The 21,410-nt window shown below is 68.2% G+C and carries 22 protein-coding genes; 8 read left to right on the forward strand and 14 right to left on the reverse strand.

Annotated elements, in window-relative coordinates:
- Positions 1-112: 112 nt before the first annotated feature.
- Both ACJH6H_RS22120 and ACJH6H_RS22125 read right to left on the reverse strand, forming a co-directional pair.
- Positions 113-430 (reverse strand): hypothetical protein, encoded by a 318-nt coding sequence (locus ACJH6H_RS22120; RefSeq protein WP_318986416.1) that lies wholly within the window; start codon positions 428-430, stop codon positions 113-115.
- A 78-nt stretch (positions 431-508) separates the two neighbouring features.
- Positions 509-2,308, reverse strand: coding sequence for an acetyl/propionyl/methylcrotonyl-CoA carboxylase subunit alpha (locus ACJH6H_RS22125; RefSeq protein ID WP_318986417.1), 1,800 nt, complete (start codon positions 2,306-2,308; stop codon positions 509-511).
- A 180-nt stretch (positions 2,309-2,488) separates the two neighbouring features.
- On the opposite strand from ACJH6H_RS22125, the gene ACJH6H_RS22130 reads away from it, so the two are divergent.
- On the forward strand, positions 2,489-3,220 hold the full coding sequence (locus tag ACJH6H_RS22130; RefSeq protein WP_318986418.1) for an acyltransferase: 732 nt from the start codon (positions 2,489-2,491) through the stop codon (positions 3,218-3,220).
- Between the two features lie 12 nt (positions 3,221-3,232).
- On the opposite strand, the gene ACJH6H_RS22135 is transcribed toward ACJH6H_RS22130, so the two are convergent.
- Both ACJH6H_RS22135 and ACJH6H_RS22140 read right to left on the reverse strand, forming a co-directional pair.
- Positions 3,233-3,661, reverse strand: a complete 429-nt coding sequence (locus tag ACJH6H_RS22135; protein ID WP_163693044.1) for a SufE family protein — start codon at positions 3,659-3,661, stop codon at positions 3,233-3,235.
- Positions 3,658-4,554: a sulfurtransferase gene (locus ACJH6H_RS22140; protein ID WP_073693458.1), complete on the reverse strand. Its 897-nt coding sequence runs from the start codon at positions 4,552-4,554 to the stop codon at positions 3,658-3,660. Before ACJH6H_RS22140 ends, ACJH6H_RS22135 begins: the two co-directional genes overlap by 4 nt.
- Before the next feature lie 123 nt (positions 4,555-4,677).
- On the opposite strand from ACJH6H_RS22140, the gene ACJH6H_RS22145 reads away from it, so the two are divergent.
- From ACJH6H_RS22145 to ACJH6H_RS22165, 5 genes are all read left to right on the forward strand, one after another.
- Positions 4,678-6,021: a nucleotide sugar dehydrogenase gene (locus tag ACJH6H_RS22145; protein WP_061004685.1), complete on the forward strand. Its 1,344-nt coding sequence runs from the start codon at positions 4,678-4,680 to the stop codon at positions 6,019-6,021.
- Positions 6,014-6,994, forward strand: coding sequence for an NAD(P)-dependent oxidoreductase (locus ACJH6H_RS22150; protein ID WP_061004683.1), 981 nt, complete (start codon positions 6,014-6,016; stop codon positions 6,992-6,994). Before ACJH6H_RS22145 ends, ACJH6H_RS22150 begins: the two co-directional genes overlap by 8 nt.
- Positions 6,995-7,012: 18 nt before the next feature.
- Positions 7,013-7,771: a DUF4333 domain-containing protein gene (locus ACJH6H_RS22155; protein WP_061004680.1), complete on the forward strand. Its 759-nt coding sequence runs from the start codon at positions 7,013-7,015 to the stop codon at positions 7,769-7,771.
- Positions 7,772-7,835: 64 nt separating this feature from the next.
- Positions 7,836-9,194: a TIGR01777 family oxidoreductase gene (locus tag ACJH6H_RS22160; protein ID WP_406775828.1), complete on the forward strand. Its 1,359-nt coding sequence runs from the start codon at positions 7,836-7,838 to the stop codon at positions 9,192-9,194.
- On the forward strand, positions 9,191-9,622 hold the full coding sequence (locus ACJH6H_RS22165) for an SRPBCC family protein (RefSeq protein WP_061002698.1): 432 nt from the start codon (positions 9,191-9,193) through the stop codon (positions 9,620-9,622). Before ACJH6H_RS22160 ends, ACJH6H_RS22165 begins: the two co-directional genes overlap by 4 nt.
- A 15-nt stretch (positions 9,623-9,637) precedes the next feature.
- On the opposite strand, the gene ACJH6H_RS22170 is transcribed toward ACJH6H_RS22165, so the two are convergent.
- The 10 genes from ACJH6H_RS22170 to ACJH6H_RS22215 all read right to left on the reverse strand — a co-directional run bounded on the left by ACJH6H_RS22170 (position 9,638) and on the right by ACJH6H_RS22215 (position 18,658).
- Positions 9,638-10,585 carry an SDR family NAD(P)-dependent oxidoreductase gene (locus tag ACJH6H_RS22170; RefSeq protein ID WP_061010728.1) on the reverse strand — a complete coding sequence of 316 codons (948 nt, stop codon included), beginning with the start codon at positions 10,583-10,585 and terminating at the stop codon, positions 9,638-9,640.
- Entirely contained in the window at positions 10,585-11,331 is a 747-nt protein-coding gene (locus ACJH6H_RS22175; RefSeq protein WP_135355367.1) for an anti-sigma factor domain-containing protein, read from the reverse strand. Before ACJH6H_RS22175 ends, ACJH6H_RS22170 begins: the two co-directional genes overlap by 1 nt.
- Complete coding sequence (gene sigK / locus ACJH6H_RS22180; protein WP_406775829.1) at positions 11,324-11,962, reverse strand: ECF RNA polymerase sigma factor SigK; 639 nt, start codon at positions 11,960-11,962, stop codon at positions 11,324-11,326. The genes ACJH6H_RS22175 and sigK overlap by 8 nt, the downstream gene beginning before the upstream one ends.
- A complete protein-coding gene (locus ACJH6H_RS22185) occupies positions 11,959-13,251 on the reverse strand; it encodes a cyclopropane-fatty-acyl-phospholipid synthase family protein (RefSeq protein ID WP_318986428.1) in 1,293 nt (430 codons plus the stop codon). The genes sigK and ACJH6H_RS22185 overlap by 4 nt, the downstream gene beginning before the upstream one ends.
- Complete coding sequence (locus ACJH6H_RS22190; RefSeq protein WP_318986429.1) at positions 13,248-13,970, reverse strand: DUF1365 domain-containing protein; 723 nt, start codon at positions 13,968-13,970, stop codon at positions 13,248-13,250. Before ACJH6H_RS22190 ends, ACJH6H_RS22185 begins: the two co-directional genes overlap by 4 nt.
- On the reverse strand, positions 13,967-15,271 hold the full coding sequence (locus tag ACJH6H_RS22195; protein ID WP_318986451.1) for an FAD-dependent oxidoreductase: 1,305 nt from the start codon (positions 15,269-15,271) through the stop codon (positions 13,967-13,969). The genes ACJH6H_RS22190 and ACJH6H_RS22195 overlap by 4 nt, the downstream gene beginning before the upstream one ends.
- Positions 15,272-15,354: 83 nt before the next feature.
- Complete coding sequence (locus tag ACJH6H_RS22200; protein ID WP_406775830.1) at positions 15,355-15,993, reverse strand: Maf family protein; 639 nt, start codon at positions 15,991-15,993, stop codon at positions 15,355-15,357.
- On the reverse strand, positions 15,990-16,244 hold the full coding sequence (locus tag ACJH6H_RS22205) for an acyl-CoA carboxylase subunit epsilon (RefSeq protein ID WP_318986431.1): 255 nt from the start codon (positions 16,242-16,244) through the stop codon (positions 15,990-15,992). Before ACJH6H_RS22205 ends, ACJH6H_RS22200 begins: the two co-directional genes overlap by 4 nt.
- Positions 16,241-17,869 carry an acyl-CoA carboxylase subunit beta gene (locus ACJH6H_RS22210; protein ID WP_061005204.1) on the reverse strand — a complete coding sequence of 543 codons (1,629 nt, stop codon included), beginning with the start codon at positions 17,867-17,869 and terminating at the stop codon, positions 16,241-16,243. The genes ACJH6H_RS22205 and ACJH6H_RS22210 overlap by 4 nt, the downstream gene beginning before the upstream one ends.
- 60 nt (positions 17,870-17,929) lie before the next feature.
- The gene (locus ACJH6H_RS22215; RefSeq protein ID WP_234785291.1) at positions 17,930-18,658 is read right to left on the reverse strand and encodes a bifunctional 2-polyprenyl-6-hydroxyphenol methylase/3-demethylubiquinol 3-O-methyltransferase UbiG; all 729 of its coding nucleotides are present in this window, start codon (positions 18,656-18,658) and stop codon (positions 17,930-17,932) included.
- Between the two features lie 444 nt (positions 18,659-19,102).
- Between ACJH6H_RS22215 and ACJH6H_RS22220 the strand changes: the two genes are divergently transcribed.
- Both ACJH6H_RS22220 and ACJH6H_RS22225 read left to right on the forward strand, forming a co-directional pair.
- On the forward strand, positions 19,103-20,251 hold the full coding sequence (locus ACJH6H_RS22220; RefSeq protein ID WP_234785290.1) for a glycosyltransferase: 1,149 nt from the start codon (positions 19,103-19,105) through the stop codon (positions 20,249-20,251).
- Positions 20,251-21,396, forward strand: coding sequence for a glycosyltransferase (locus ACJH6H_RS22225; protein ID WP_406775831.1), 1,146 nt, complete (start codon positions 20,251-20,253; stop codon positions 21,394-21,396). The genes ACJH6H_RS22220 and ACJH6H_RS22225 overlap by 1 nt, the downstream gene beginning before the upstream one ends.
- The last annotated feature ends 14 nt before the right edge of the window (positions 21,397-21,410 follow it).

Below are 21,410 nucleotides of genomic sequence, written 5' to 3' on the forward strand. Positions count from 1 at the left end.
GACACCCCAGCCCAACGCCTAGCCGCGCTCTTGAACCAAGCCGCCTAGCCACGTTGCACTAATCGATTGACTTTGAGCGTGAAAATTCGCCATCAAGTTCACGTTCGGCGCGTCAACCGAGCATCGCGGCCGCGAAGCGGCGCACTGACTCGACGCCCGTCGCGGCGGCGTCGTCGAACCCCTCGCGGGTGCGTACGGAAATCTCCCGCGTGGCGGGGTCCAAGGTGATCTCGGCCAGCAGCTCGCCGGTCGTCGGCTCGCAGACCGCCCACGAGTACAGCGTGTCGGATTCCCATTGCGCCGTACGGGTTTCGACGTGATCGGGGGAGTGCTCACCCAAGTCCGCGAGTGACGGCCGGTCATCCATGCGGTCGTCGGCACGCAGGGCGCGCAGGTACCAGGCTCCGGCGTTGATTTCGATGGGTTCCATGACGCTCCTCAAATGCAACTCAGGGCTGCGATCCGCGGTGGATCGCAGCCCTGAGTCGTAAAACCAGCGGACTGGAAACTAGTCCTTCAGCTCGGCGATGACGGTGCCCTGCGTGATGGCGGCGCCGGCCTCGACCGACAGGCCGGTCACGGTGCCGTCCTTGTGCGCGGTCACCGGGTTCTCCATCTTCATGGCCTCCAGCACCACGATCAGATCACCCGCGGAGACCTGCTGGCCCTCCTCGACGGCGACCTTCACGACGGTGCCCTGCATCGGCGCGGTGACCGAGTCGCCCGAGGCGGCCTTGCCGCCGGCGGCGCCACGCTTACGCGGCTTCGGCTTCTTCTTGATGACGCCGGTGGCCGCGCCACCACCGCCACCACCGATGGCCAGATCGCCGGGCAGCGACACCTCGACGCGACGGCCACCGACCTCGACGACGACCTTCTGACGCGGCGCGGCGTCTTCGTCGTCCAGCGCCTCGCCACCGGTGAACGGCTCGACCGTGTTGTTCCACTCGGTCTCGATCCAGCGGGTGTGCACGTCGAACTTGTCGCCGTCACCGATGAAGGCCGGGTCGGAGACCACGGCGCGGTGGAACGGGATGACCGTGGCCAGACCCTCGACGTTGAACTCCGCCAGCGCACGACGCGAGCGGGCCAGGGCCTCTTCGCGGGTGGCGCCGGTGACGATCAGCTTGGCCAGCATCGAGTCGAACTGACCGCCGATGACCGAGCCGGACTCCACGCCCGAGTCCATGCGGACGCCGGGGCCGGTCGGCGCCTCGAACTTGGTGACCGGGCCGGGGGCCGGCAGGAAGCCGCGACCGGCGTCCTCGCCGTTGATGCGGAACTCGAACGAGTGGCCGCGCGGGGCCGGGTCCTCGGTGATGTCCAGGGCCTCGCCGTTGGCGATCTTGAACTGCTGCAGCACCAGGTCGATGCCCGAGGTCTCCTCGGTGACCGGGTGTTCCACCTGCAGACGGGTGTTGACCTCGAGGAACGAGATCAGGCCGTCCTGGCCGACCAGGTACTCGACGGTGCCCGCACCGTAGTAGCCGGCTTCCTTGCAGATGCGCTTGGCCGACTCGTGGATTTCCTTGCGCTGCGCGTCGGACAGGAACGGCGCGGGGGCCTCCTCGACGAGCTTCTGGAAGCGGCGCTGCAGCGAGCAGTCGCGGGTACCGGCGACGACGACGTTGCCGTGGGTGTCGGCGATGACCTGGGCCTCGACGTGGCGCGGCTTGTCCAGGTAGCGCTCGACGAAGCACTCACCACGGCCGAAGGCGGCGACGGCCTCACGGGTGGCCGAGTCGAACAGCTCGGGGATCTCCTCGAGGGTGCGGGCGACCTTCATGCCGCGGCCGCCACCACCGAAGGCGGCCTTGATGGCGATCGGCAGGCCGTGCTCCTTGGCGAAGGCCAGGATTTCGTCGGCGTCCTTGACCGGGTCCGGGGTACCCGGCACCAGCGGCGCGTTGGCCTTGGCGGCGATGTGGCGCGCGGTGACCTTGTCACCGAGGTCGCGGATGGACTGCGGGCTCGGCCCGATCCAGATCAGCCCGGCGTCGAGGACGGCCTGGGCGAAGTCGGCGTTCTCGGACAGGAAGCCGTAGCCCGGGTGGATGGCGTTGGCGCCGGACTTGGCGGCGGCGTCGAGGATCTTGTCGAAGACGAGGTAGGACTCGGCCGAGGTCTGGCCACCCAGGGCGAAGGCCTCGTCGGCCAGCCGCACGTGCGGCGCGTCGGCGTCCGGCTCGGCGTAAACGGCGACGCTGGCCAGTCCGGCGTCCTTGGCAGCCCGGATGACCCGGACGGCAATCTCTCCACGGTTGGCGACTAGCACCTTGGAGATCTTGGAACTGGCGTGGTTGGCCACAGTGCCTCCTGACGGCGGTTCTCTAAGAAATGTCTTTAAGAATGTATCGCGTGCAGTGTAAGGCCTAACCGGCGGATCCCCACTTCGGGATACGCGGGCGCCGGGACGTTTTCTTAGAGATTGCCCAATCGACCCACTTGACCCGCGCTTTCTCACCGAACATCTGCTTGGGTGATACTGGTGCCGCACCGGACCCGCCGGGGAGCCACGAGTAAGGGGACACCGTTGTTCGTCGAGCCGCAGGCCTCAGACCCCGAATTGATCGCGCGCAAGCGGGCGGTCAACCCGAACGTCCGCATCCCACCGAAGATGCAGTGGGTGACCGACGAGGACGGCAACATCCTCAAGCACGAGCTGCCGGGCGAGACGCTGTGGCACCGAATCCGGGACACCTACGCCGCGCTGTTCTACAGCTCGATCGTCACCCACATCCCGTTCCACTTCATCCGGCTGGGCTACCTCCGGCTGTTCGGGGCGAAGATCGGCAAGGGCACCGCGATCAACCGCGGCACCAGCGTCTGGTCCATTCCGTACCTGGTGATCGGCGACCGGGTGTCCATCGGCTTCCGCTGCCTGCTGGACGCGCGCGCGGGCATCGCGATCGGCAACGACGTCGTCATCGCCAGCGACACGCACATCATCGCCGGCGGTCACGACATCAATCACCCGAACTTCGTGCCGGCACCCAACCCCCCGGACCCCATCGTGATCGACGACCACGTGTGGATCGCGACGCGCGCCATGATCCTGCCGTGCCTGCTCGGCCGCGGCGCTGTGGTGGCCGCACACACCGTCGTCAACAAAGAGGTGCCGCCGTTCGGCATCGTCGGCGGCGTGCCCGGCAAGATCATCGGCCAGCGCAACCCGGACGCGCTGCACTACAGCGGCAAGTTCAAGCTGCCGTTCTTCTGAGCCTGATCCGCATCAAGCGTCACGCAGCCGGCGCTTGATGCGCGTCAGCATCGCCGACATGCCCCGCAGGCGCAGCGGGCTGATCAGCTTGGCCAGCCCCAGGTCGGCGTAGAAGTCGTCGGGCACCGCGAGGATGTCGGACGCCGGCAGGCCGTCCAGACCGGCCGCGAGGATGGCCGCGAAACCCCGTGTCGTCGGGGCCTCGGCCGGCGCACTGAAGTACAACCGCACGTGCTCGGGGTCTGCGGCGTCGACGTGCAGGAACAACGGCGACTGGCATTCCGGCACCGGCTCCATCGCGGCTTCTTCGAGCGACGACGGCAGCGGCGGGAGTTCGTTCGCGAACTCCAGCAGCAGTGCCAGCTTGTCCTGTCCCTGGACGTCGGCGAAATCCGACACCACCTCGGCCAGGGCTTCAGGCATGGGGCCGGGGACGGTCATGCCGAGCCCGGCGCCGGCCCCGGTTCCTCACCAACGGCGACGGGCACCCGCACCGCGTTGCCCCACTCGGTCCACGAACCGTCGTAATTGCGGACGGCGGGCAGGCCGATCAGGTGCGTCAGCACGAACCAGGTGTGGCTGGAGCGCTCGCCGATGCGGCAGTACGCGACGGCCTTGTCGTCGGGAGAGATGAAGCCGTAGAGCTCGTCCAGTTCGGCGCGACTACGGAACCGGCCGCTGTCGTCGACGGCCTTTGCCCACGGGATGGACCGCGCCGTGGGGATGTGGCCGCCGCGCAGCGCACCCTCCTCCGGGTAGTCGGGCATGTGGGTGCGCTCGCCGGTGTACTCCTGCGGCGAGCGGACGTCGATCAGCGGCTCTTTGCCGAGGATCGCGAGGACGTCGTCCTTGAAGGCGCGGATCGGTGCGTCGTTGCGCTCGACCACCGGGTACCCCGTGGTCTGCTTGCTCGGGACGTCCAGCGTGGTGTCCCGGCCGTTGGTGATCCACAGATCGCGGCCACCGTCGAGCAGGCGGACATCCGGGTGCCCGAAGAGCGTGAACACCCACAGCGCGTAGGCCGCCCACCAGTTGCTCTTGTCGCCGTAGATCACCACGGTGTCGTCCCGGCTGATGCCCTTGCGGTCCATCAGCGCGGCGAACTGCGCGCCGTCGATGTAATCGCGGACATGCGGGTCGTTGAGGTCGGTATGCCAGTCGATCTTCACCGCGCCGGGGATGTGGCCGGTGTCGTACAACAGGACGTCCTCGTCGGATTCGACGATGGCCAGACCCGGGCGTCCGATGTTGCCGGACAGCCAGTCGGCGGTCACCAGCCGATCGGGATGCGCGTAGGTGGCGAAAGCGGGATGTGGGTCTGCAGGCAGCGGCACACTGGAAGCGTACCTAGGCCCGAAATGCGCCGCCGACCCGTAAGGTCGAAACTTGTTTGCGCGACAGCTGCTGCGGTATGAAAACAGCCGTCTCCCACAGGGCTGACTGGAGGGATTGAGGATTTGCCAGAGAAATACGACGTCGGAATCATCGGCCTGGGATATGTGGGGCTGACGCTGGCCACCGTGTTGGCCGAGGCCGGCAACTCCGTCATCGGAATCGAGACCCGTCAGGAATTGGTCGATATGACCAATCAGGGTTTGCCGCATTTCACCGAGACCGGCCTGCCCGACGCCCTCGAGGGCGTCACCCGATTCGGGAAACTGAAGGCCGTCACCGCATTTGACGACAGCTTCTCGTGCGACACCTACATCATCACCGTCGGCACGCCGTTGTCGGCGGACGGTGTCGCGCGCGTCGACATGATCGAGGCCGCGGCCCGCGACATCGCCGGAAACATGCAGGACGGCGCGCTGGTCATCCTGCGGTCGACGGTCAAGGTCGGCACCACCCGCGACGTGGTGGCGCCGATGCTGGCCGCCAGCGGCAAGAGCTTCGACATCGCGATGTGCCCCGAGCGCACCCTGGAAGGCAAGGCGCTGCAGGAACTGCGCGAGCTGCCGCAGATCGTCGGCGCCGACGATCCGGCCGTCGCCGACCGGGCGGCCGCGGTATTCCGAAAACTCACCAGCTCGATCGTGCTGGTCTCCGATATCGAGACCGCCGAGATCATCAAATTGGTGAGCAATACGTTCCGCGATGTTCAGTTCGCGTTTGCCAACGAGGTCGCCCGGATTTGCGACGCATTCGGCGTCAGCGCCTATGAGGTGATCTCGGCGGGCAAACTCGGATACAACCGCACCAATATCCCGTTGCCGGGTCTGGTCGGCGGGCCGTGCCTGGAGAAGGACCCGCACATCCTGATGGAGAGCGTCCGCGAGCGCGGCGTCACCCTCGACATCACCGCCGCCGGCCGCCTGGTCAACGAGCGGCAGCCCGCCGAGACGGTGCGGTTCATCAGCAGCGAGATCGCGCGCCGGAAGCTGGGCGCCGACGGGCCGCTGAAGATCAACCTGCTGGGCATGGCGTTCAAGGGCCAGCCCGAGACCAGTGACCTGCGCGGGTCGATGTCCATCAAGGTTTTCAACGAGCTGAAGGCCGCGCACCCGGATGCCGAGATCGGTGTCTACGACCCGGTCACGCCGAATGACGTTCTGGCCGAGGCCTTTCCGGGGCACAAGGTGTACAACCGGTTCGGTGACGCGGTGAGCGGCGCGGATGTCGTCGTCCTCGGCAACAACCACCCGTCGCTCGGCACCATCTCGCCGCGCACCATCAGCGAGTTCATCAGCCCCGACGGTTTCGTCTTCGACTACTGGAACCACTACAGCCACCTGCCGGCCACCGAACTGGGCGACAGCTACTTCGCGGTGGGCCGCAGCGGAAAGGTCGTCGAGCGTGTCTAAGCGGGTCGTGGTCACCGGTGGTGGCGGATTCATCGGCGCCTACCTGGTCAAGCGGCTGGTGCGGGACGGCTGGCAGGTCGCGGTGGTGGACTCCATGGTCCGCGGCGATGCCAGCAGATTCGCCGAAGTCGCCTCGGACGTAGAGCTTTTCACGTGCGACGTCCGCGATCAGGACGCCCTCGAGAAGGCATTCGCCGGCGCCGAGGTGGTCATGCACCTGGCCGCCATCAACGGCACCCAGAACTTCTACACCCAACCGGAACTGGTGCTCGAGGTCGGCATGCTGGGCGCGCTGGCGGTCGTCAACGCGGGCCGCAACGCCGGTGTGCCGGATCTGGTGGTGGCGTCCACGGCCGAGGTCTATCAGACACCGTCGATCATCCCGACGCCCGAGACCATCCCGCTGATGCTGCCCGACAGCCTCAACCCCCGGTACTCCTACGGCGGCGGCAAGATCGCCAGTGAACTGATCGCCTTCAACTACGGTCAGGAGCACTACCGCCAGGTGCAGATCTTCCGGCCGCACAACATCTACGGGCCGAACATGGGCTGGAAGCACGTCGAGCCGCAATTCATCCTGCGGGCGCTGGGCTGCCAGGAGCGCGGTGATGCGGTGTTCCCGATCCAGGGTGACGGCACGGAGACCCGGTCCTTCTGCTACGTCGACGACTGTGTCGACGGCATCATGACGATGTACGAAAAGGGCGGGCACCGCGAGATTTACCACATCGGCAGCGACGTGGAGATGTCGATCCGCGAGCTGGCCGACCGCATCGGCGCCATCGTCGGCGTCGAGTTGGACGTCCAGCCCGGCGAGTCGCCCGCCGGCCAGACGAAGCGGCGCTGCCCCGACATCACGAAGATGGGCAAGCTGGGCTGGTCGCCGCAGATCGCCCTGGACGACGGGCTGGCACGCACCGTGGCGTGGTACCGCGAGCACCGAAATGACGTGCCCGCAAACGACCTGATGTAGCCGGGCACAATAGCGGCTATGAGGGCACGCATCCTGGCACTGGTCGTCATCGCTGGGCTGCTGCTGACCGGCCTCGCGGCGCTCGTCTACAGCCTCACCCGTCCGGAACCGGAAGCCGTCCAGGCCAAGCCGTCGGCGCAGCTGCCGATGGTGGACAAGGCGTCACTGGAGCGGGCGATCCACGACGCCTTCACGAGCCAGCCGCCGCAGGCGGTGATCTGTGAGCGCGGCCTCATCGCGAAGGTCGGGCAGAGCACGCGGTGCGACGTCACCATGTCACCGGCCTACGGCATCCAGCCGACCATCACGGTGTCCGGCGTCGAGGGCGGCAAGGTCAGCTATTCGATGACCCCCGCGGTCTCCAAGACACAGCTGGAGGCGGCGGTGGCGGACATGGTGACCCGTGCGCGCAAGGCCGCCCCGGATGCCGTGGTGTGCCAGTCGGGTCTGGAGGGCAAGCAGGGCGCGGTGGCGCTGTGCGACATCACCGATGACGGATTCACCAGCCGGCGCACCGCGCTGGTGAGTGAAGTGTCAGGCCTGGCAATGAATTACGGACTGACACCCGTACTGGAGAAGTCGGTGGCGGAGAGTTCCCTTGCGACGCAACTGGGCCAGAGCCCCAGCACGGTCAAGTGCGACGGAGACGTGGACAGCAAGGTCGGGGCGACACAGCGGTGCACCGCGGTCGTCGGCGCTCAGGTCCGCGCCTACACGCTGACGGTCACCGACGTCGCCGATGGCAAGGTGTCGTTCAGTTACAAGCCGGCCAACTGACCAGACCCATCCGCCGGCCGGTTGGCTCCGAATCCCACTGAGACCGATTCGACTCGGAGGTTTGATGGGAATCGAGTACAGCAGCGTGGTCGACGCGCCACGCGACGACGTGTTCGCCTGGCATGCGCGGCCGGGCGCCATCCACCGGATGCTGCCGCCGTGGCAGCCCATGAGCGTGGTCGCGGAAGCCGAGTCGCTGGCCGACGGGCGCGCCGTGCTCGGCCTGCCCGGCGGACTGCGCTGGAGCGCGCAACACAATCCGGCCGACTACGCGCCGCCCGCGCGTTTCGTGGACGAATTGAGCCGGGACGGATTGCGTTCGCTGCCAACGGCTTTGGTTGGGCATTGGCGACACGAACACTGCTTCGACGCCGTCGGTGACGGGCGCACCCGGGTCACCGACCGTGTCGACGCGCCGGTACCCGGGCACCTGCTCGAGCCGACGTTCCGGTACCGCCATCGCCAGCTGAGCGACGACCTGGCCGCCCATCAGTGGGCGCACGAACACGGCCGGCGTCCCGGTTCGGTGGCGGTGACCGGGGCGTCGGGATTGGTCGGCAGCGCCCTGACCGCCTTTCTGTCCACCGGTGGTCACCAGGTCATCCGGCTGGTGCGCCGCGAACCACGCGATGACACCGAACGCCGCTGGGATCCCGAATCACCCGCCGACGATCTGCTCGACGGGATCGACGCCGTGGTGCACCTCGCGGGCGCGTCGATTGCCGGCCGGTTCACCGACGCACACAAGAAAGCGGTGCGCGACAGCCGGATCGAGCCGACTCGCCGGCTGGCCGAGTGCGCCGCGGCGGCGACGGACGGGCCGTCGGTCTTCATCGGCGCGTCCGCGATCGGCTGGTACGGAGACGACAGGGCCGACGAGCGCCTCGACGAATCGGCAGGGCCGGGCGACGGGTTCCTGGCCGACGTCGTCGCCGACTGGGAAGCGGCGACGGCGCCGGCCACCGCTGCCGGACTGCGGGTCGTCAACGTCCGCACCGGGATCGTGCAGACGCCGCGCGGCGGCACCCTGCAGTTGATGCGGCCGCTGTTCGCCGCCGGTCTCGGCGGTCCGCTCGGCGACGGGAAGCAATGGCTGTCCTGGATCGACATCGACGACCTCATCGACGTGTACCACCGCGCCCTGGTCGACACCGGACTCTCCGGACCAGTGAATGCCGTTGCGCCACAACCCGTCCGTAACGCCGACTACACCCGGACACTGGCCGGGGTGCTGCACCGGCCCGCCGTGTTGCCGGTACCCGCCCTGGGGCCGGCGCTCCTGCTCGGCCGGCAGGGGGCCCGCGAGCTGGCCATGGCCAGTCAGCGTGTGGTGCCCGGCCGGCTCATGGAGGCCGGACATCGCTTCCGGCGCCCGGACCTGGCGCAGTGCCTGCGCCACCAGTTGGGAAAGGCAGCCCGATGATCGACGCGCAGCGACAGGTGGTGGTGGCAGCGCCCGCCGACGCCGTCTTCGCGTACCTGGCGGACTTCACCACGACAACGCAGTGGGACCCCGGCACGATCCGCACCGAACGCATCGCCGGCGACGGCGGCATGGGAACCCGTTACGCGAACACGTCCCGCTTCGCCGGTCGCACCTCGGAGATCACGTACGAAGTCATCGGCCTGACGCCGGGGCAGTCGATCGAACTGCGCGGGGTCAATCGGCACCTGGTTGCGCGAGACACCATCACCGTGACCCCACACGTCGACGGAACCCAGGTCACCTACCGGATCCGGTTCGCTTTCCAGGGGTGGCTGCGGTGGATCGAGCCGCTGCTGCAGCTCGCGGTGGCGCACCTCCTCGACGACGGCGCGCGCGGGCTGCGGCGCGAACTCGCTCGAATCTGATTGCGCTGCAAGTCCTCACACACCGACGGCGGCGGCGCAGTACTGCCACACCTGCGCTACCTCGGCGGCGTCGTCATGCGCGGTGGGCAGGTAATGCGTGGGACGGATCCGGCGGTCGTGCCAGAACTGTCCCGACTCCGGCGGCGGGTTCGTCGCCGTCAGCCACACCGCGGTGTCGGCGGCCTGTTCGGGCGTCCGCAGGATCGGACGCGTCACGCGGCGGAACCCGGGCAGTGACTGCGCGACGCCGGGGGTGTCGGCCCAGCCGGGATGCATGGCCGCCACCATCAGTTCGGGCCAGCGCCGCGCCAGCAGCGGCGTCAACGCGACCTGGATGCGCTTACTGCGCGCGTACGCCGTGGCACCGCGGTAATGCCCGCGCCGGTACTCGATGTCGTCGACCGGAAGTGCCTGGGTGTACATGCCGCCGGAGGACATCAGCACGACCCGCGCTGCCGGGGTCAGCCCCGGCCGCAGGAGTTCCGTCAGCAACACCGGCCCCAGAACGTGGGTTGCCAGCGAGAGCTCATGTCCTTCAGCGCTTTCCGTGCGCTGTTCGGGCATGACGCCGGCGTTGTGGATCACGGCGTCGAGCCGTGGGCGCCGCGACAGCAGGTCTGCGGCGAACGACCGGACGGCCGCCAGGTGCGACACGTCGCACACCTCCACCGCGACGTCGGCAGCCGGCGCGACGGTGAGCACATGGTGTCGCGCGGCCTCGCCGCGGGCCCGGTCGCGCACCGTCATCAACACCGTCGCCCCGAGCGTCGCGAGTTCGGTGGCGATGGCCTTGCCGATACCGGAATTCGCGCCGGTGACCAGCACGGTGCGGCCGGCGAGGGCGCCGGCCGGCAGCTCGGGGTCCCGCCAGAGCTGTTGCCGCACAGCCAGCCCCAGTCGGGAGTACCCGAGTACGACGGTGCGGTCGAGGAGATCGTCGAAGAAGGCGCCGACCATGGTCATCAGGTCAGGGCGACGACGACGACCGGATCGCTCGTCGGCTGGCTGGACCCGGAGCCCGGCTCGACTGTCACGGCCACCTTGGCGGCCGAGTCCAGCGCCGGTATCACCTCGCCGCCGGGTGGCGGCATGGTGTCCGCGCTCATCGTCCCGGCGGATCGCGGCGCTCCCGACGCCGGGATGAACCACATCTGATAGACGTGGCCGGCCGGCGGCGCGGGCACATCGGACATGGCCACGACGACGGCGTTCGCCCGTTGTGACGCGCTGAGGGTGATGGTGCCGCCGGCAACCGGCGCCGAGTACGTGCGGATGTCCGGGTTGGCCAGCACCTGCGACACCGTCGGCTGTGCCGGGTGCTCGGTGAAGCGATCGGCGATCACCGTCGTGCCGATGGTGATCGCGCAGATCACGGCGGCAGCCGCCGCGAGCCGGACGATCAGCCGGCGTCGCCGGGTTCGCCTGAGTGCCAACTCATCCGAACTGCGCTCGGCCGCCTGGATGCCGATGGCCTGCAGGATGCGCACGCGCAGCTCGGCGGGCGGCGTCAGGGTGTCACCCGCGGTGAGCACTGCCATGGTCTCCTGGGTGTCGCCGACGATGCGGGCGAAGGCCTGCGCGGTGTGCGGCGCCGCGACGCCCAGGCGGCCGGCGATGTCGGAGCGTTCGGCCTCGGACACCGCATCGAGTGCATATACGTACGCGAGATCGAGCAATTGCTGTTCGTCGTCGGTGTAGCTGTCAGGCATCGGTGCCCACCCCCAAGCAGTTCTTCAGGCGGATCAGGCCGTCCCGGATTCGGGCCTTGATGGTGGGGAGTGTGACGGCGAGGTGCTCGGCGACCTCCCGATAGGTGTGGCCGCTGTAGTACGCCAGGCCGATGGCTTCGCGCTGGACGGCGGTCAGTCCGTCGAGGCAGTCGGTGACCTCCTGCTCGTCGAGTCGCTGGCCCACTTCGTCGGCGACGGTGTCGTGCTCGCGGCCGAGGCTCGAGGCGCCGTAGGCGTGGTTGCGGTCGGCGGCCGACTGTTCGGAGCGGACCCGGTCGATGCTGCGGCGGTGGGTCAACGTCATCAGCCAGCCGATCGGGCTGGCCAGCGCGGGGTCGTATTGCCGCGCCGCAGAGGACCACACCTGGAGGAAGACCTCCTGCACGACGTCCTCGGCCAGGGTCCGGTCCCGCACGACGCGATAGGCGAGGCCGAACACCCGTGGCGAGGTCAGATCGTAGAACTCGGCGAACGCCGCCCTGTCGCCGTCGGCGATCGCGGTGAGCAGAGCTGCGCGGTCCGGCTCGCCCTCCATGCGGGAATCGTCGCACGGCGGCGCGGGAACCGGGGCGATCTGGCGCAACCCGCCGGGTCCGGGCGGCGTGCTCACGATCGAGCCTTCGGACGCAGGACCAGTTGGTGCAGGTCCAGGTAGCCCGAGGCGAAGCCCGCCTCGGAGTAAGCGAGGTAGAAGCGCCACATCCGCCGGAAGATGCGGTCGAATCCCAGGGCATCGGCGCCGGCGCTGTTCGCGGTGAAGCGTTGCAGCCACAGTCGCAGGGTGTGGGCGTAATGCGGTCCGAACGAATGCCGGTCGGTGATACGCAGTGCGGTGTGCGCGCTGATCGACTTCTCGACGAGCTTGACCGACGGCAGGAATCCGCCCGGGAAGATGTACTTGTGCACCCAGGTGTAGGTGTCGCGGGACGCCAGCATGCGCTTGTGCGGCATGGTGATCAGCTGCAGTCCGACCCGGCCGTCGACATCGAGGAGGCGCTCCAGCGTGCGTAGATAGGCCGGCAGGTAGCGATACCCGACGGCCTCGATCATCTCGACGGAGATGATCGCGTCGTACTTCCCGGTGATGTCGCGGTAGTCGCACAGCTCGACGGTGATGCGGTCGGCCAGCCCGGCGGCGGCGATGCGCTCGCGCGCCAGCAGCTGCTGCTCGCGCGACAGGGTGACGGTGTGGACGTGCGCGCCGCGCTGCGCGGCACGGATGGCCAATTCGCCCCAGCCGGTGCCGATTTCGAGCAGCCGCGTGCCGGCGCCGACGCCGGTGGCATCCAGCAGCCGGTCGATCTTGCGGTGCTGCGCGGCCGCCAGGTCGCGCCATGACGGCGGCGGATCGAGCGTGTCGAACAGCGCGCACGAATAGGTCAGCGTCGGATCGAGGAACATGCTGAAGAACTCGTTCGACAGGTCGTAGTGATGGGCGATGTTCGCACGCGTATCCGCTTGCGCCCCATGGTGGTTGCGTGGTGTGCGCGGCAGGAGCACGGAACGCAGTCCCTGGAAGGCCGCCGGCACGATCGTGTCGATGCGCGATGCCAGCGCGGTCAGCACGGCGGTGAGCTCGGGCGCGGACCAGTCACCGACCATGTACGCCTCCCCGAAGCCGATCAGGCCACTGTTCGCGACGCGGCCGAAGAAATCGTCGGGGCGGTGCAACAACATTCGCGGTGCGGCCGGATCATCGGCGCCGGCCGCGCCCTGGACGGTGCCGTCCGGATACTCCACCCGCACCGGCAGGTCCCGTACCGCGGCCCGGAACAAGGCCCGCGTGACGGGCGTACCCAGCCGGGTACGCAGACTGCTTGGCACCTGCGCGATTTCGGTCCACCTGGCCGGCAGGAACGGATCGTACGCGGCGGCACCGTCATGGAGTTGATTCGTCATAGGGCGGCCTCCTGGGGGCGGGGGTGCAGTTGCAGGCCGCGCGCCCAGAGGCGCACGCCCTGCCAGCGGATGCGTGCGAGAACCAGCAGCGGCGCCAGCGGCGCTGCCAGTGCGGTGGTCAAAACGGTTGCGGGACGGGCGGGGTGGACGGATCCGGTCCAGGTGGCGGTCATGACCACCCCGCCGGACGCGTCGAGCAGGGTGACCGCCACGTTGAGCCGGCCCCGCGCCGGTTCCGGGATGCGCAGCACGTATCGGCCACTGACCGGGTTGAACGGCGAGACGTAGAACACCTTCGGCACGACCACCGTGCCGCGATGATCGGTGTGCAGCAGGTAGCGGTGGCGTCCGCCGTAGGTGTTGTGCACCTCGGCGATGGCACAGACCAGTGCGCCGGCGGCGTCATGGCACCAGTAGACGGTCAAGGGGTTGAACACGAAGCCGAAGACCCTGGCATTGGCCAGCATTCGGATGGCACCGCCACCGAGGTCGATGCCGTGTTCGCCGAGATAGGCGTCGATGTTCTCGCGCAGCGTGCGCCGCGGATCGCCGGCATGGTCGGCGGCGTGGAAGCCGGCCAGCGGCCGCAGCAGGCGGGGAAACTCGGGCACGGCGTCGAGGTCGACCAGCCAGCTGTAGCTGCGGTAGGTGAACGCGTGCGGCACCGGAACGGTCCGCCTGTGGTGGATGCTGGTTCGCACGATCTGTGGTGGGCTCATGCCACGTTCCCCGCCGGGCGCAGCAGGGGCGGCACGGGACCGCTCCAGCTGCCACCGAGACGTTCCGCCGCGGCGACGCCGGACACCGCACCGTCTTCGTGAAAGCCCCAGCCGTGATACGCGCCGGCGAACGCCAACCGGTGATCGCCGAGCGTGTGCAGCCGCTGTTGCGCGGCGCGGAACTCGGGGGAGTACTGCGGATGGTCGTAGAGCATGGTCGCGATGACCTGGCCCGGGTCGACCCGACCGCCGCCGCCCAGCGTCACCACGAACCGCCGGTCGGTGCTCGCGTCGAGTCGCTGCAGCCGGTTGAGGTCGTAACTGACCAGGACGTCGCCGGCTTGGACGGTGCACGACGGCATCCGGTAGTTCCACGATGCACGGGCGCCCCGGCGACGCGGCAGCAGCGACGTATCGGTGTGCAGCACAGTGTGATTGATCGAGTACCGCAGGGCGCCGAGGATGTCGACCTCGTCGGCCGACGGCCGGTCCAGGATCGACAGGGCCTGATTCGGATGCGTCGCGATGACCGCCGCGTCGAACGGTTCGACCCGGTCCGCGTCGTCACGCACCAGCACCCCGTCGGTGGTCCGGGTGACGGTGCGGACGGGTACGCCGGCGCGTACCGACGGCAGGCGCGTGGTGATCGCCTCGACGTACCGTGCCGAGCCCCCGGTCACCGTCCGCCACGTCGGTGACCCGAACACCGTCAGCATCCCGTGGTGGTCGAGGAACGCCAGCAGGTAGCCGACGGGGTAGTCGAGCGCGACGTCCGGCGGGCACGACCAGACCGCAGCGACCAGCGGGACCATGAAATGCGCGACGAAGTAGCGGGAAAACCCTGCGGCCCCGAGGAATTCGCCGAGGGTTCGGCCGTCTGCCACGTCGCGCGCCAGTTCGGCGCGGGCGAGCCGGTGGAAGCGCGTCACCTCGGCGAGCAGGCGCAGATAGCGCGGTGAGAGCACCGCGCCCGGCGTGGCGAACAGGCCTGTCAGCCCCTTCGCGCCGGCGTACTCCAGGCCGCACCCTTCGCAGCAGACCGACATCGACATGTCGGATTCCTGGGTCCGGACACCGAGTTCGGCGAACAGCCGCAGCAGCGTGGGATAGGTGCGGTCGTTGTGCACGATGAAGCCGGAGTCGACGCCGACGACATCGGTGCTGCCGCGACGGGCCGCCAGTTCATGGGTGTGGGCGTGGCCACCGCATCGCGGTTGCGCCTCGAAGAGGGTGACTTCCGCGTCGCGGGCGAGCACCCACGCCGCGGTGAGCCCCGATATGCCGCTGCCGACCACTGCTATCCGCCGCACCGTGCCGTCCTTCCTGGTTTGTCACCAGGAGTTCGGTGCGGGATGCGGTGCGGATAGGTGGATTCGGGAAAAACCTACTGGGGCCGGTTGGCGGCCCACAGGTCCGCGACGGACACGCCGAGGCGGGCCAGCATACGGCGGAGCAGGGGCAGGCTCAGGCCGATGACGTTGGAGGGGTCGCCCTCGATGCCGTCGATGAACCAGCTGCCCAGGCCGTCGAGGGTGAAAGCGCCTGCCACCCAGAGGGGTTCGCCGGTGCCGATGTAGGCATCCAGGTCGGTGGTGCCGGGCTCGCCGAAACGCACTGTGGTGGAGCCGAGTTCGCTGACCTGAGCGGTGACGGCGCCGTCGCTCAGGCGCAGCACACAGTGGCCGGTGTGCAGGACGGCGCTGCGGCCGGCCATCGAGAGCCATTGCCGCCGGGCCACCTCGGGGGCGCCCGGCTTGCCGGTCAGCCGGCCGTCGAACTCGAGCATCGAATCACAGCCGATGACAACGCAATCCGATGACAGGGTCGCGTCGAGTGATTCGGCGACCCGCTGCGCCTTGGCTGTCGCCAGGGCACGTACGACGTCGCCGGGGCCGGCGTCGCCGAGAGACGCGATGATCGCGTCCTCGTCGACGTCGGATACCAGCACGACCGGTTCCACACCGGCCTTGCGCAGCACACTGAGCCGGCCCGCGGAGGCCGAGCCCAGGACCACCCGGGTCATCGCCGGATGAAGGTGCGCTCCACCAGGGTCACCAGCTGCCAGCTGGTGTACGCGTACCGCAGCTTGGAGACGGGGTGGCCCCAGTCGTTGCGGTCACCGGCCTCGGGGGCACCGCCGCCGCCCGAGGCGCCGGCCAGCACCGTCACCAGCGCAGCGAGCTCCTCGTCGGACGGGTTGCCTTTGACGACCTGGAACAGCGGAGCCACCGGGGCCTGCGTCTCGGTCTCGTCGACCACAGATTCGGCGCTCACAGGGGGATGTTCCCGTGCTTCTTCGGCGGCGTCTGCACGACCTTGCGCTCCAGCAGACGCAGCGAGTTGGCGATGTAGCCGCGGGTGTGCGACGGCGGGATGACCGCGTCGACGTAACCACGCTCGGCCGCGACGTACGGGTTCACCAGGGTGTCCTCGTACTCCTGCTGCAGCTGCAGGCGCAGGGCATCGACGTCGACGCCGTCCTTCTCCGCCTGCTTGAGCTCCTGGCGGTAGACGAAGCCGACCGCGCCGGAGGCACCCATGACGGCGATCTGGGCCGTCGGCCAGGCCAGGTTGACGTCGCAACCCATGTCCTTGGAACCCATGACGCAGTACGCGCCGCCATAGGCCTTACGGGTGATGACGGTGATCTTGGCGACGGTGGCCTCACCGTAGGCGTACAGCAGCTTGGCGCCGCGGCGGATTATGCCGTTGTACTCCTGCTCGGTGCCCGGCAGGAAGCCCGGGACGTCCACCAGCATGATGATCGGGATGTTGAAGGCGTCGCAGGTGCGGATGAACCGCGCGGCCTTCTCCGAGGCGTTGATGTCCAGGCAGCCGGCGAACTGGGTCGGCTGGTTGGCCACGATGCCGACCGGGCGGCCGTCGATGCGGCCGAAGCCGATGACGATGTTCTGCGCGTAGCCGGGCTGGATCTCGAGGAACTCGTCGTCGTCGAGGATGCGCGAGATGACCTCGTGCATGTCGTACGGCTGGTTGGGCGAATCCGGGATCAGGGTGTCGAGCTCGAGGTCCTCTTCGGTGAGGTTGTCCTCGACAGCGCCCGGGTGCGGCGGCGCGGGCAGGCGCGGCGGCTCGGCGTAGTTGTTCGGGGGCAGGTAGCTCAGCAGGTCGCGGACGTAGTCCAGGGCATCCTGCTCGCCCGAGGCGACGTAGTGGACGGTGCCGGACTTGGCCTCGTGGGTGTGGGCGCCGCCCAGCTCCTCCATGGTGACCTCTTCACCGGTGACGGTCTTGATGACGTCCGGTCCGGTGATGAACATCTGGCTGGTCTGGTCGACCATGATGATGAAGTCGGTGAGCGCGGGCGAGTACACGTGGCCACCGGCCGCGGCACCCATGATGAGCGAAATCTGGGGGATGACACCCGACGCCAGGATGTTGTTGCGGAAGATGCGGCTGTACAGACCGAGCGAGACCACACCCTCCTGGATGCGGGCGCCGGCGCCGTCGTTGATGCCGATCAGCGGGCGGCCGGTCTTGATGGCCAGCTCCTGGACCTTGACGATCTTCTCGCCGTAGACCTCGCCAAGGCTGCCGCCGAAGACGGTGGCGTCCTGGCTGAAGATGCAGACCTCGCGGCCGTCGATGGTGCCGTAGCCGGTCACCACACCGTCGCCGAGCGGGTGCTTGTCGGCCAGGCCGAAGTTGGTGCTGCGGTGCTTGGCCAGCGCGTCGAGTTCGACGAACGAGCCCTCGTCCAGCAGCGCCAGGATGCGCTCGCGGGCGGTGAGCTTGCCCTTCTGGTGGACCTTCTCCACCGCGGCCTCGCCGACGGGGTGCAGGGTCTCTTCGGTACGCCTACGCAGGTCTTCCAGCTTGCCTGCGGTGGTGTGGATGTCGATCGCCTTGTCCACCGGTGGCTCGGTCACGCTCGTCATGGCGACGATGTTAACGGTTCTCTAAGAAAGTTGTGAAGGTGGGGGTGCCCACTCGGCGCGTCACGCCGGTTTGCGCAGGACGACCGCCGCGAAACTGGTCAATGCCGGCACGGGGTGCTTAAGAAGGAAGCGGCTCTTGGCACGCTCGAGGGCGTCGAGCGGGGGGAGCATGCGGTAGTAGCCGTGGCCGTAGGCGCCCGACCAGGATTCGACCTGGAAACCGACGCTCTCGTAGCGCTTGATGGCCTTCTGAGTGGGGCCGGTGGTCCAGCGGTAGTAGGCCGGGAACTTCTCGTGGTGCGGGTTCTGCAACCGCCCGGGCTGCAGCTTGCTGATGACGGTGCGCGCCGCCTGCTCGGGGATGAGCAGGTTCACCACGAACGGGAACGCGAACAGCGTCGGGAAGAAGTGCACCGAAAGTCCGCCTGGGCGAAGGAGTTTGAAGCAGTTCTCGTGGAACGTGCGGGCGTCGGGCAGGTGCTCGCAGAGCATCTTGGAGAACACCAGATCGTACGCGTTCAGCTCGTTGTCGATCGGTTTGCACAGATCGGCGACGCGGGTGTGCACGCGGCTGTTGGCCTTGGCCAGCTCGGTGGCGGAGATGTCGATGACGACGCGCTCGTCGGCGAAGCTCCAGTCGTCGCCGCCGATGATCGGGTTGGCGCCACCGCCGAGTTCGGCGACGGCCTTGACGCCTTCACGCTCGGCCAGGGTGCGGACAGACTCGTCGTAGCCCTGCCAGAGGGTGTCGAGGTCCTTGTAATGGACATCCACGTCTGTACCGCTCATTTGCGCACCGTTCATAGATTCTCCCGCCCCCGCGGCTTACGCGCCCTGCGTCAGCAGTTTGCTGGTAGGTAAATATACACTTCGCGCGCGACTCCTGCCCGTAACTCGTGTTGAACAGCGTTCAGGCGGTGGCATTTGCTGAGCGGGCCCTGAGCGCGGGTGTCACCCGGCGTCGCGCGGGCAGCGGGTAATGCCTGGTCGGAGGTGTGGGACCGGGGTGTCATCGGGGGAACGGGGCGCTGGGAAAGGCGAACCGATGGTACCGAATCGCGCTTAGCTGAGGGAGCGCGTGTGCACCGCAGGCAGTGCGTCCTGCGCAGGCGCGATGCATTTAGCTTGTCATTTGCGTAAGTTTGCGGTTCGATATGCGTGCCCGCTCTTTCCGGGTAGCTGACTCTACGACCGCGAAACGATCAGCAGATCGGCGCAAGGGGATATTCAACAGTGCATTCGACGCGCAAGTACGACGGAGTGGACGGGCCGAAGGTGGCCATCGCCCACGACTATCTGACCCAGTTCGGCGGCGCGGAAAAAGTTGTCCTGTCGATGACGAAGGCGTTCCCGGACGCCCCGCTCTACACGATGCTGTACGACCCCGAGCTGACCTACCCGGAGTTTGCCGACCTGGACATCCGGGTGTCGGCGCTCAACAAGGTGGGTCTGGCCCGCAAGTACCACCGGGCCGCGCTGCCGATCTATCCGCGCGTCGCCGAGTCCATGTACGTCGACGCCGACATCGTGCTGGCGAGCTGCAGCGGCTGGTCGCACGGTTTCCGGACCAACGGCAAGAAGCTCATCTACTGCTACAACCCGGCGCGCTGGCTGTACCAGACCGAGGCCTACCTCGGAGACCACGCGAACCCGATCAAGCGTCTGGGCCTCAAGCTCACCAAGAAACGCCTGCTGGACTGGGACCGCCGGCAGGCGCTCGCGGCCGACAAGTACCTCGCGATCTCGACCATGATCAGCGGTTACGTCAAGAAGGCCTACGACATCGACGCCGAGGTGATGTTCGCGCCGGTGGCGATGTCGCGGTCGTACGCCGTCGAACCCGTCGAGGAGCTCGAGGACAAGGTCGATCTGAGCGATCCGGACGGCAGCTTCTACCTCGTCGTGTGCCGGCTGCTGCCGTACAAGAACGTCGACGTCATCGTGCGGGCATTCGCCGGCAGTGACCGGCAACTCGTGGTCGTCGGCAACGGGCCGGAAGCCGAGCGGCTGCGGTCGATGAAGACCGACAATGTCACGATGCTCCACAACCTCACCGACGGGCAGATGGCCTGGCTCTACAAGAACTGCCGCGCGCTGATGTCGTCGAGTTTCGAGGACTACGGCCTGACCCCCATCGAGGCGGGCGTGTGGGGCCGGCCCAGCGTCGCGCTGCGGTTCGGCGGCTTCCTCGACACCATCGACGAGGGCACCACCGGCCTGTATTTCGATGAGCCGCAACCGGATTCGGTTCGCGAGGCGCTCGACCGATTCGAGTCGAGGACGTGGGACCAGGAGAAGATCAAGCACCACGTCTCTCAGTTCACCGAGGACGCGTTCAGCGCTCGACTGCATGAAGCGGTCGACAAGCTGGCCGGGTACTGATGGCGCCAGAAGCGACCCCGGTCGCCTCGCTGAAGGACTACCGCCTGGTGTACGTCGGTCCGGCGGACCACGAGACCGCGGTGGGCGACTACGCGGAGAACCTGACGCGGGCGCTGCGGCCACATGTCGGCGAGTTGGTCGAGCACCGCACGCTGGGACCGGGCTCGGACAGCGCGCGGGAAATCCTGGGGCACCGGCGCGCGGTGGCGGAGCTGGTTGCCGGCGGGCAGCCGGGCCGGGTGCTGGTGCATGCGGAGCTGGCGGCCGGTGCGGTGTCGGCGTTCTGGTCCATCGCGGGGTTGCGTGGGGTGCCGGTGACGGCGACGGTGCACGATCCGCCGCAGGGCATCTGGTGGCCGGGCCGCACGAAATTCGTGGCCCGGCACAAGCTGGTGATGCACGGTCTGCACTACCCGCTGCGTCCGGTGTCGCGGATGTTGGAGGGCATGGTCAACGGCGACCGGACCCTGTTCGCGCTGAGTCAGATCGGCGCCCAGTCCATTCGCGACGTGTATCCGAACACCGATGTGGCCTACGCCCCCTACCTCGTCTGCGAGCGGCCCAAGGTCCGCCCGGTGATCGAGCGGCCCAAGGCCGTGGGTTTCTTCGGGCATGTGTACCGGGGCAAGGGTTTCGAGCAGATCGCCCGCATCCGCCGCGAGCTGCCCGACGACATCGTCATCCGGGTCGCGGGCCGCGGGACCGAGGCACTGCCGAGTGGCCCCGGCGTGGAGATCGTCGGTGCCGTCGACGGCGCTGCCGAGGACGCGTTCTTCGATTCGGTTCGCGCCGTGGTGATTCCGTACGGCAAGCGCCATTTCTACGCCGAGACCTACCCCGCGTCGTCGGTCGCGGCACATGCCATGGCCTATCGCACCCCGGTGGTGTGCACCGACTACGGCTCGCTGGCCGAGTTCGGCACCGAGACCGGCGCGGTCGTCGTGCCGATGGACTCCGACGATCCGAAGGCGCTGCCGGCCGGCTTCTCGGCGGCCATCGCGGCCCTGCTGAACGACGAAACGCGGCTCAAGGAACTGGAGACGAACGCCGACCGGACCCGCGGGGAGCGGTCGCCGGAGAACGTCGCCGCCGCCTACGCCGCAAAGTGGTCGGAGATGCTGACGCGCCAGGGCCGGCTGCACTGACGGGGCCGAAACAC

The organism is Mycobacterium sp. SMC-21, from assembly GCF_045310825.1.
Taxonomy (GTDB): Bacteria; Actinomycetota; Actinomycetes; order Mycobacteriales; family Mycobacteriaceae; genus Mycobacterium.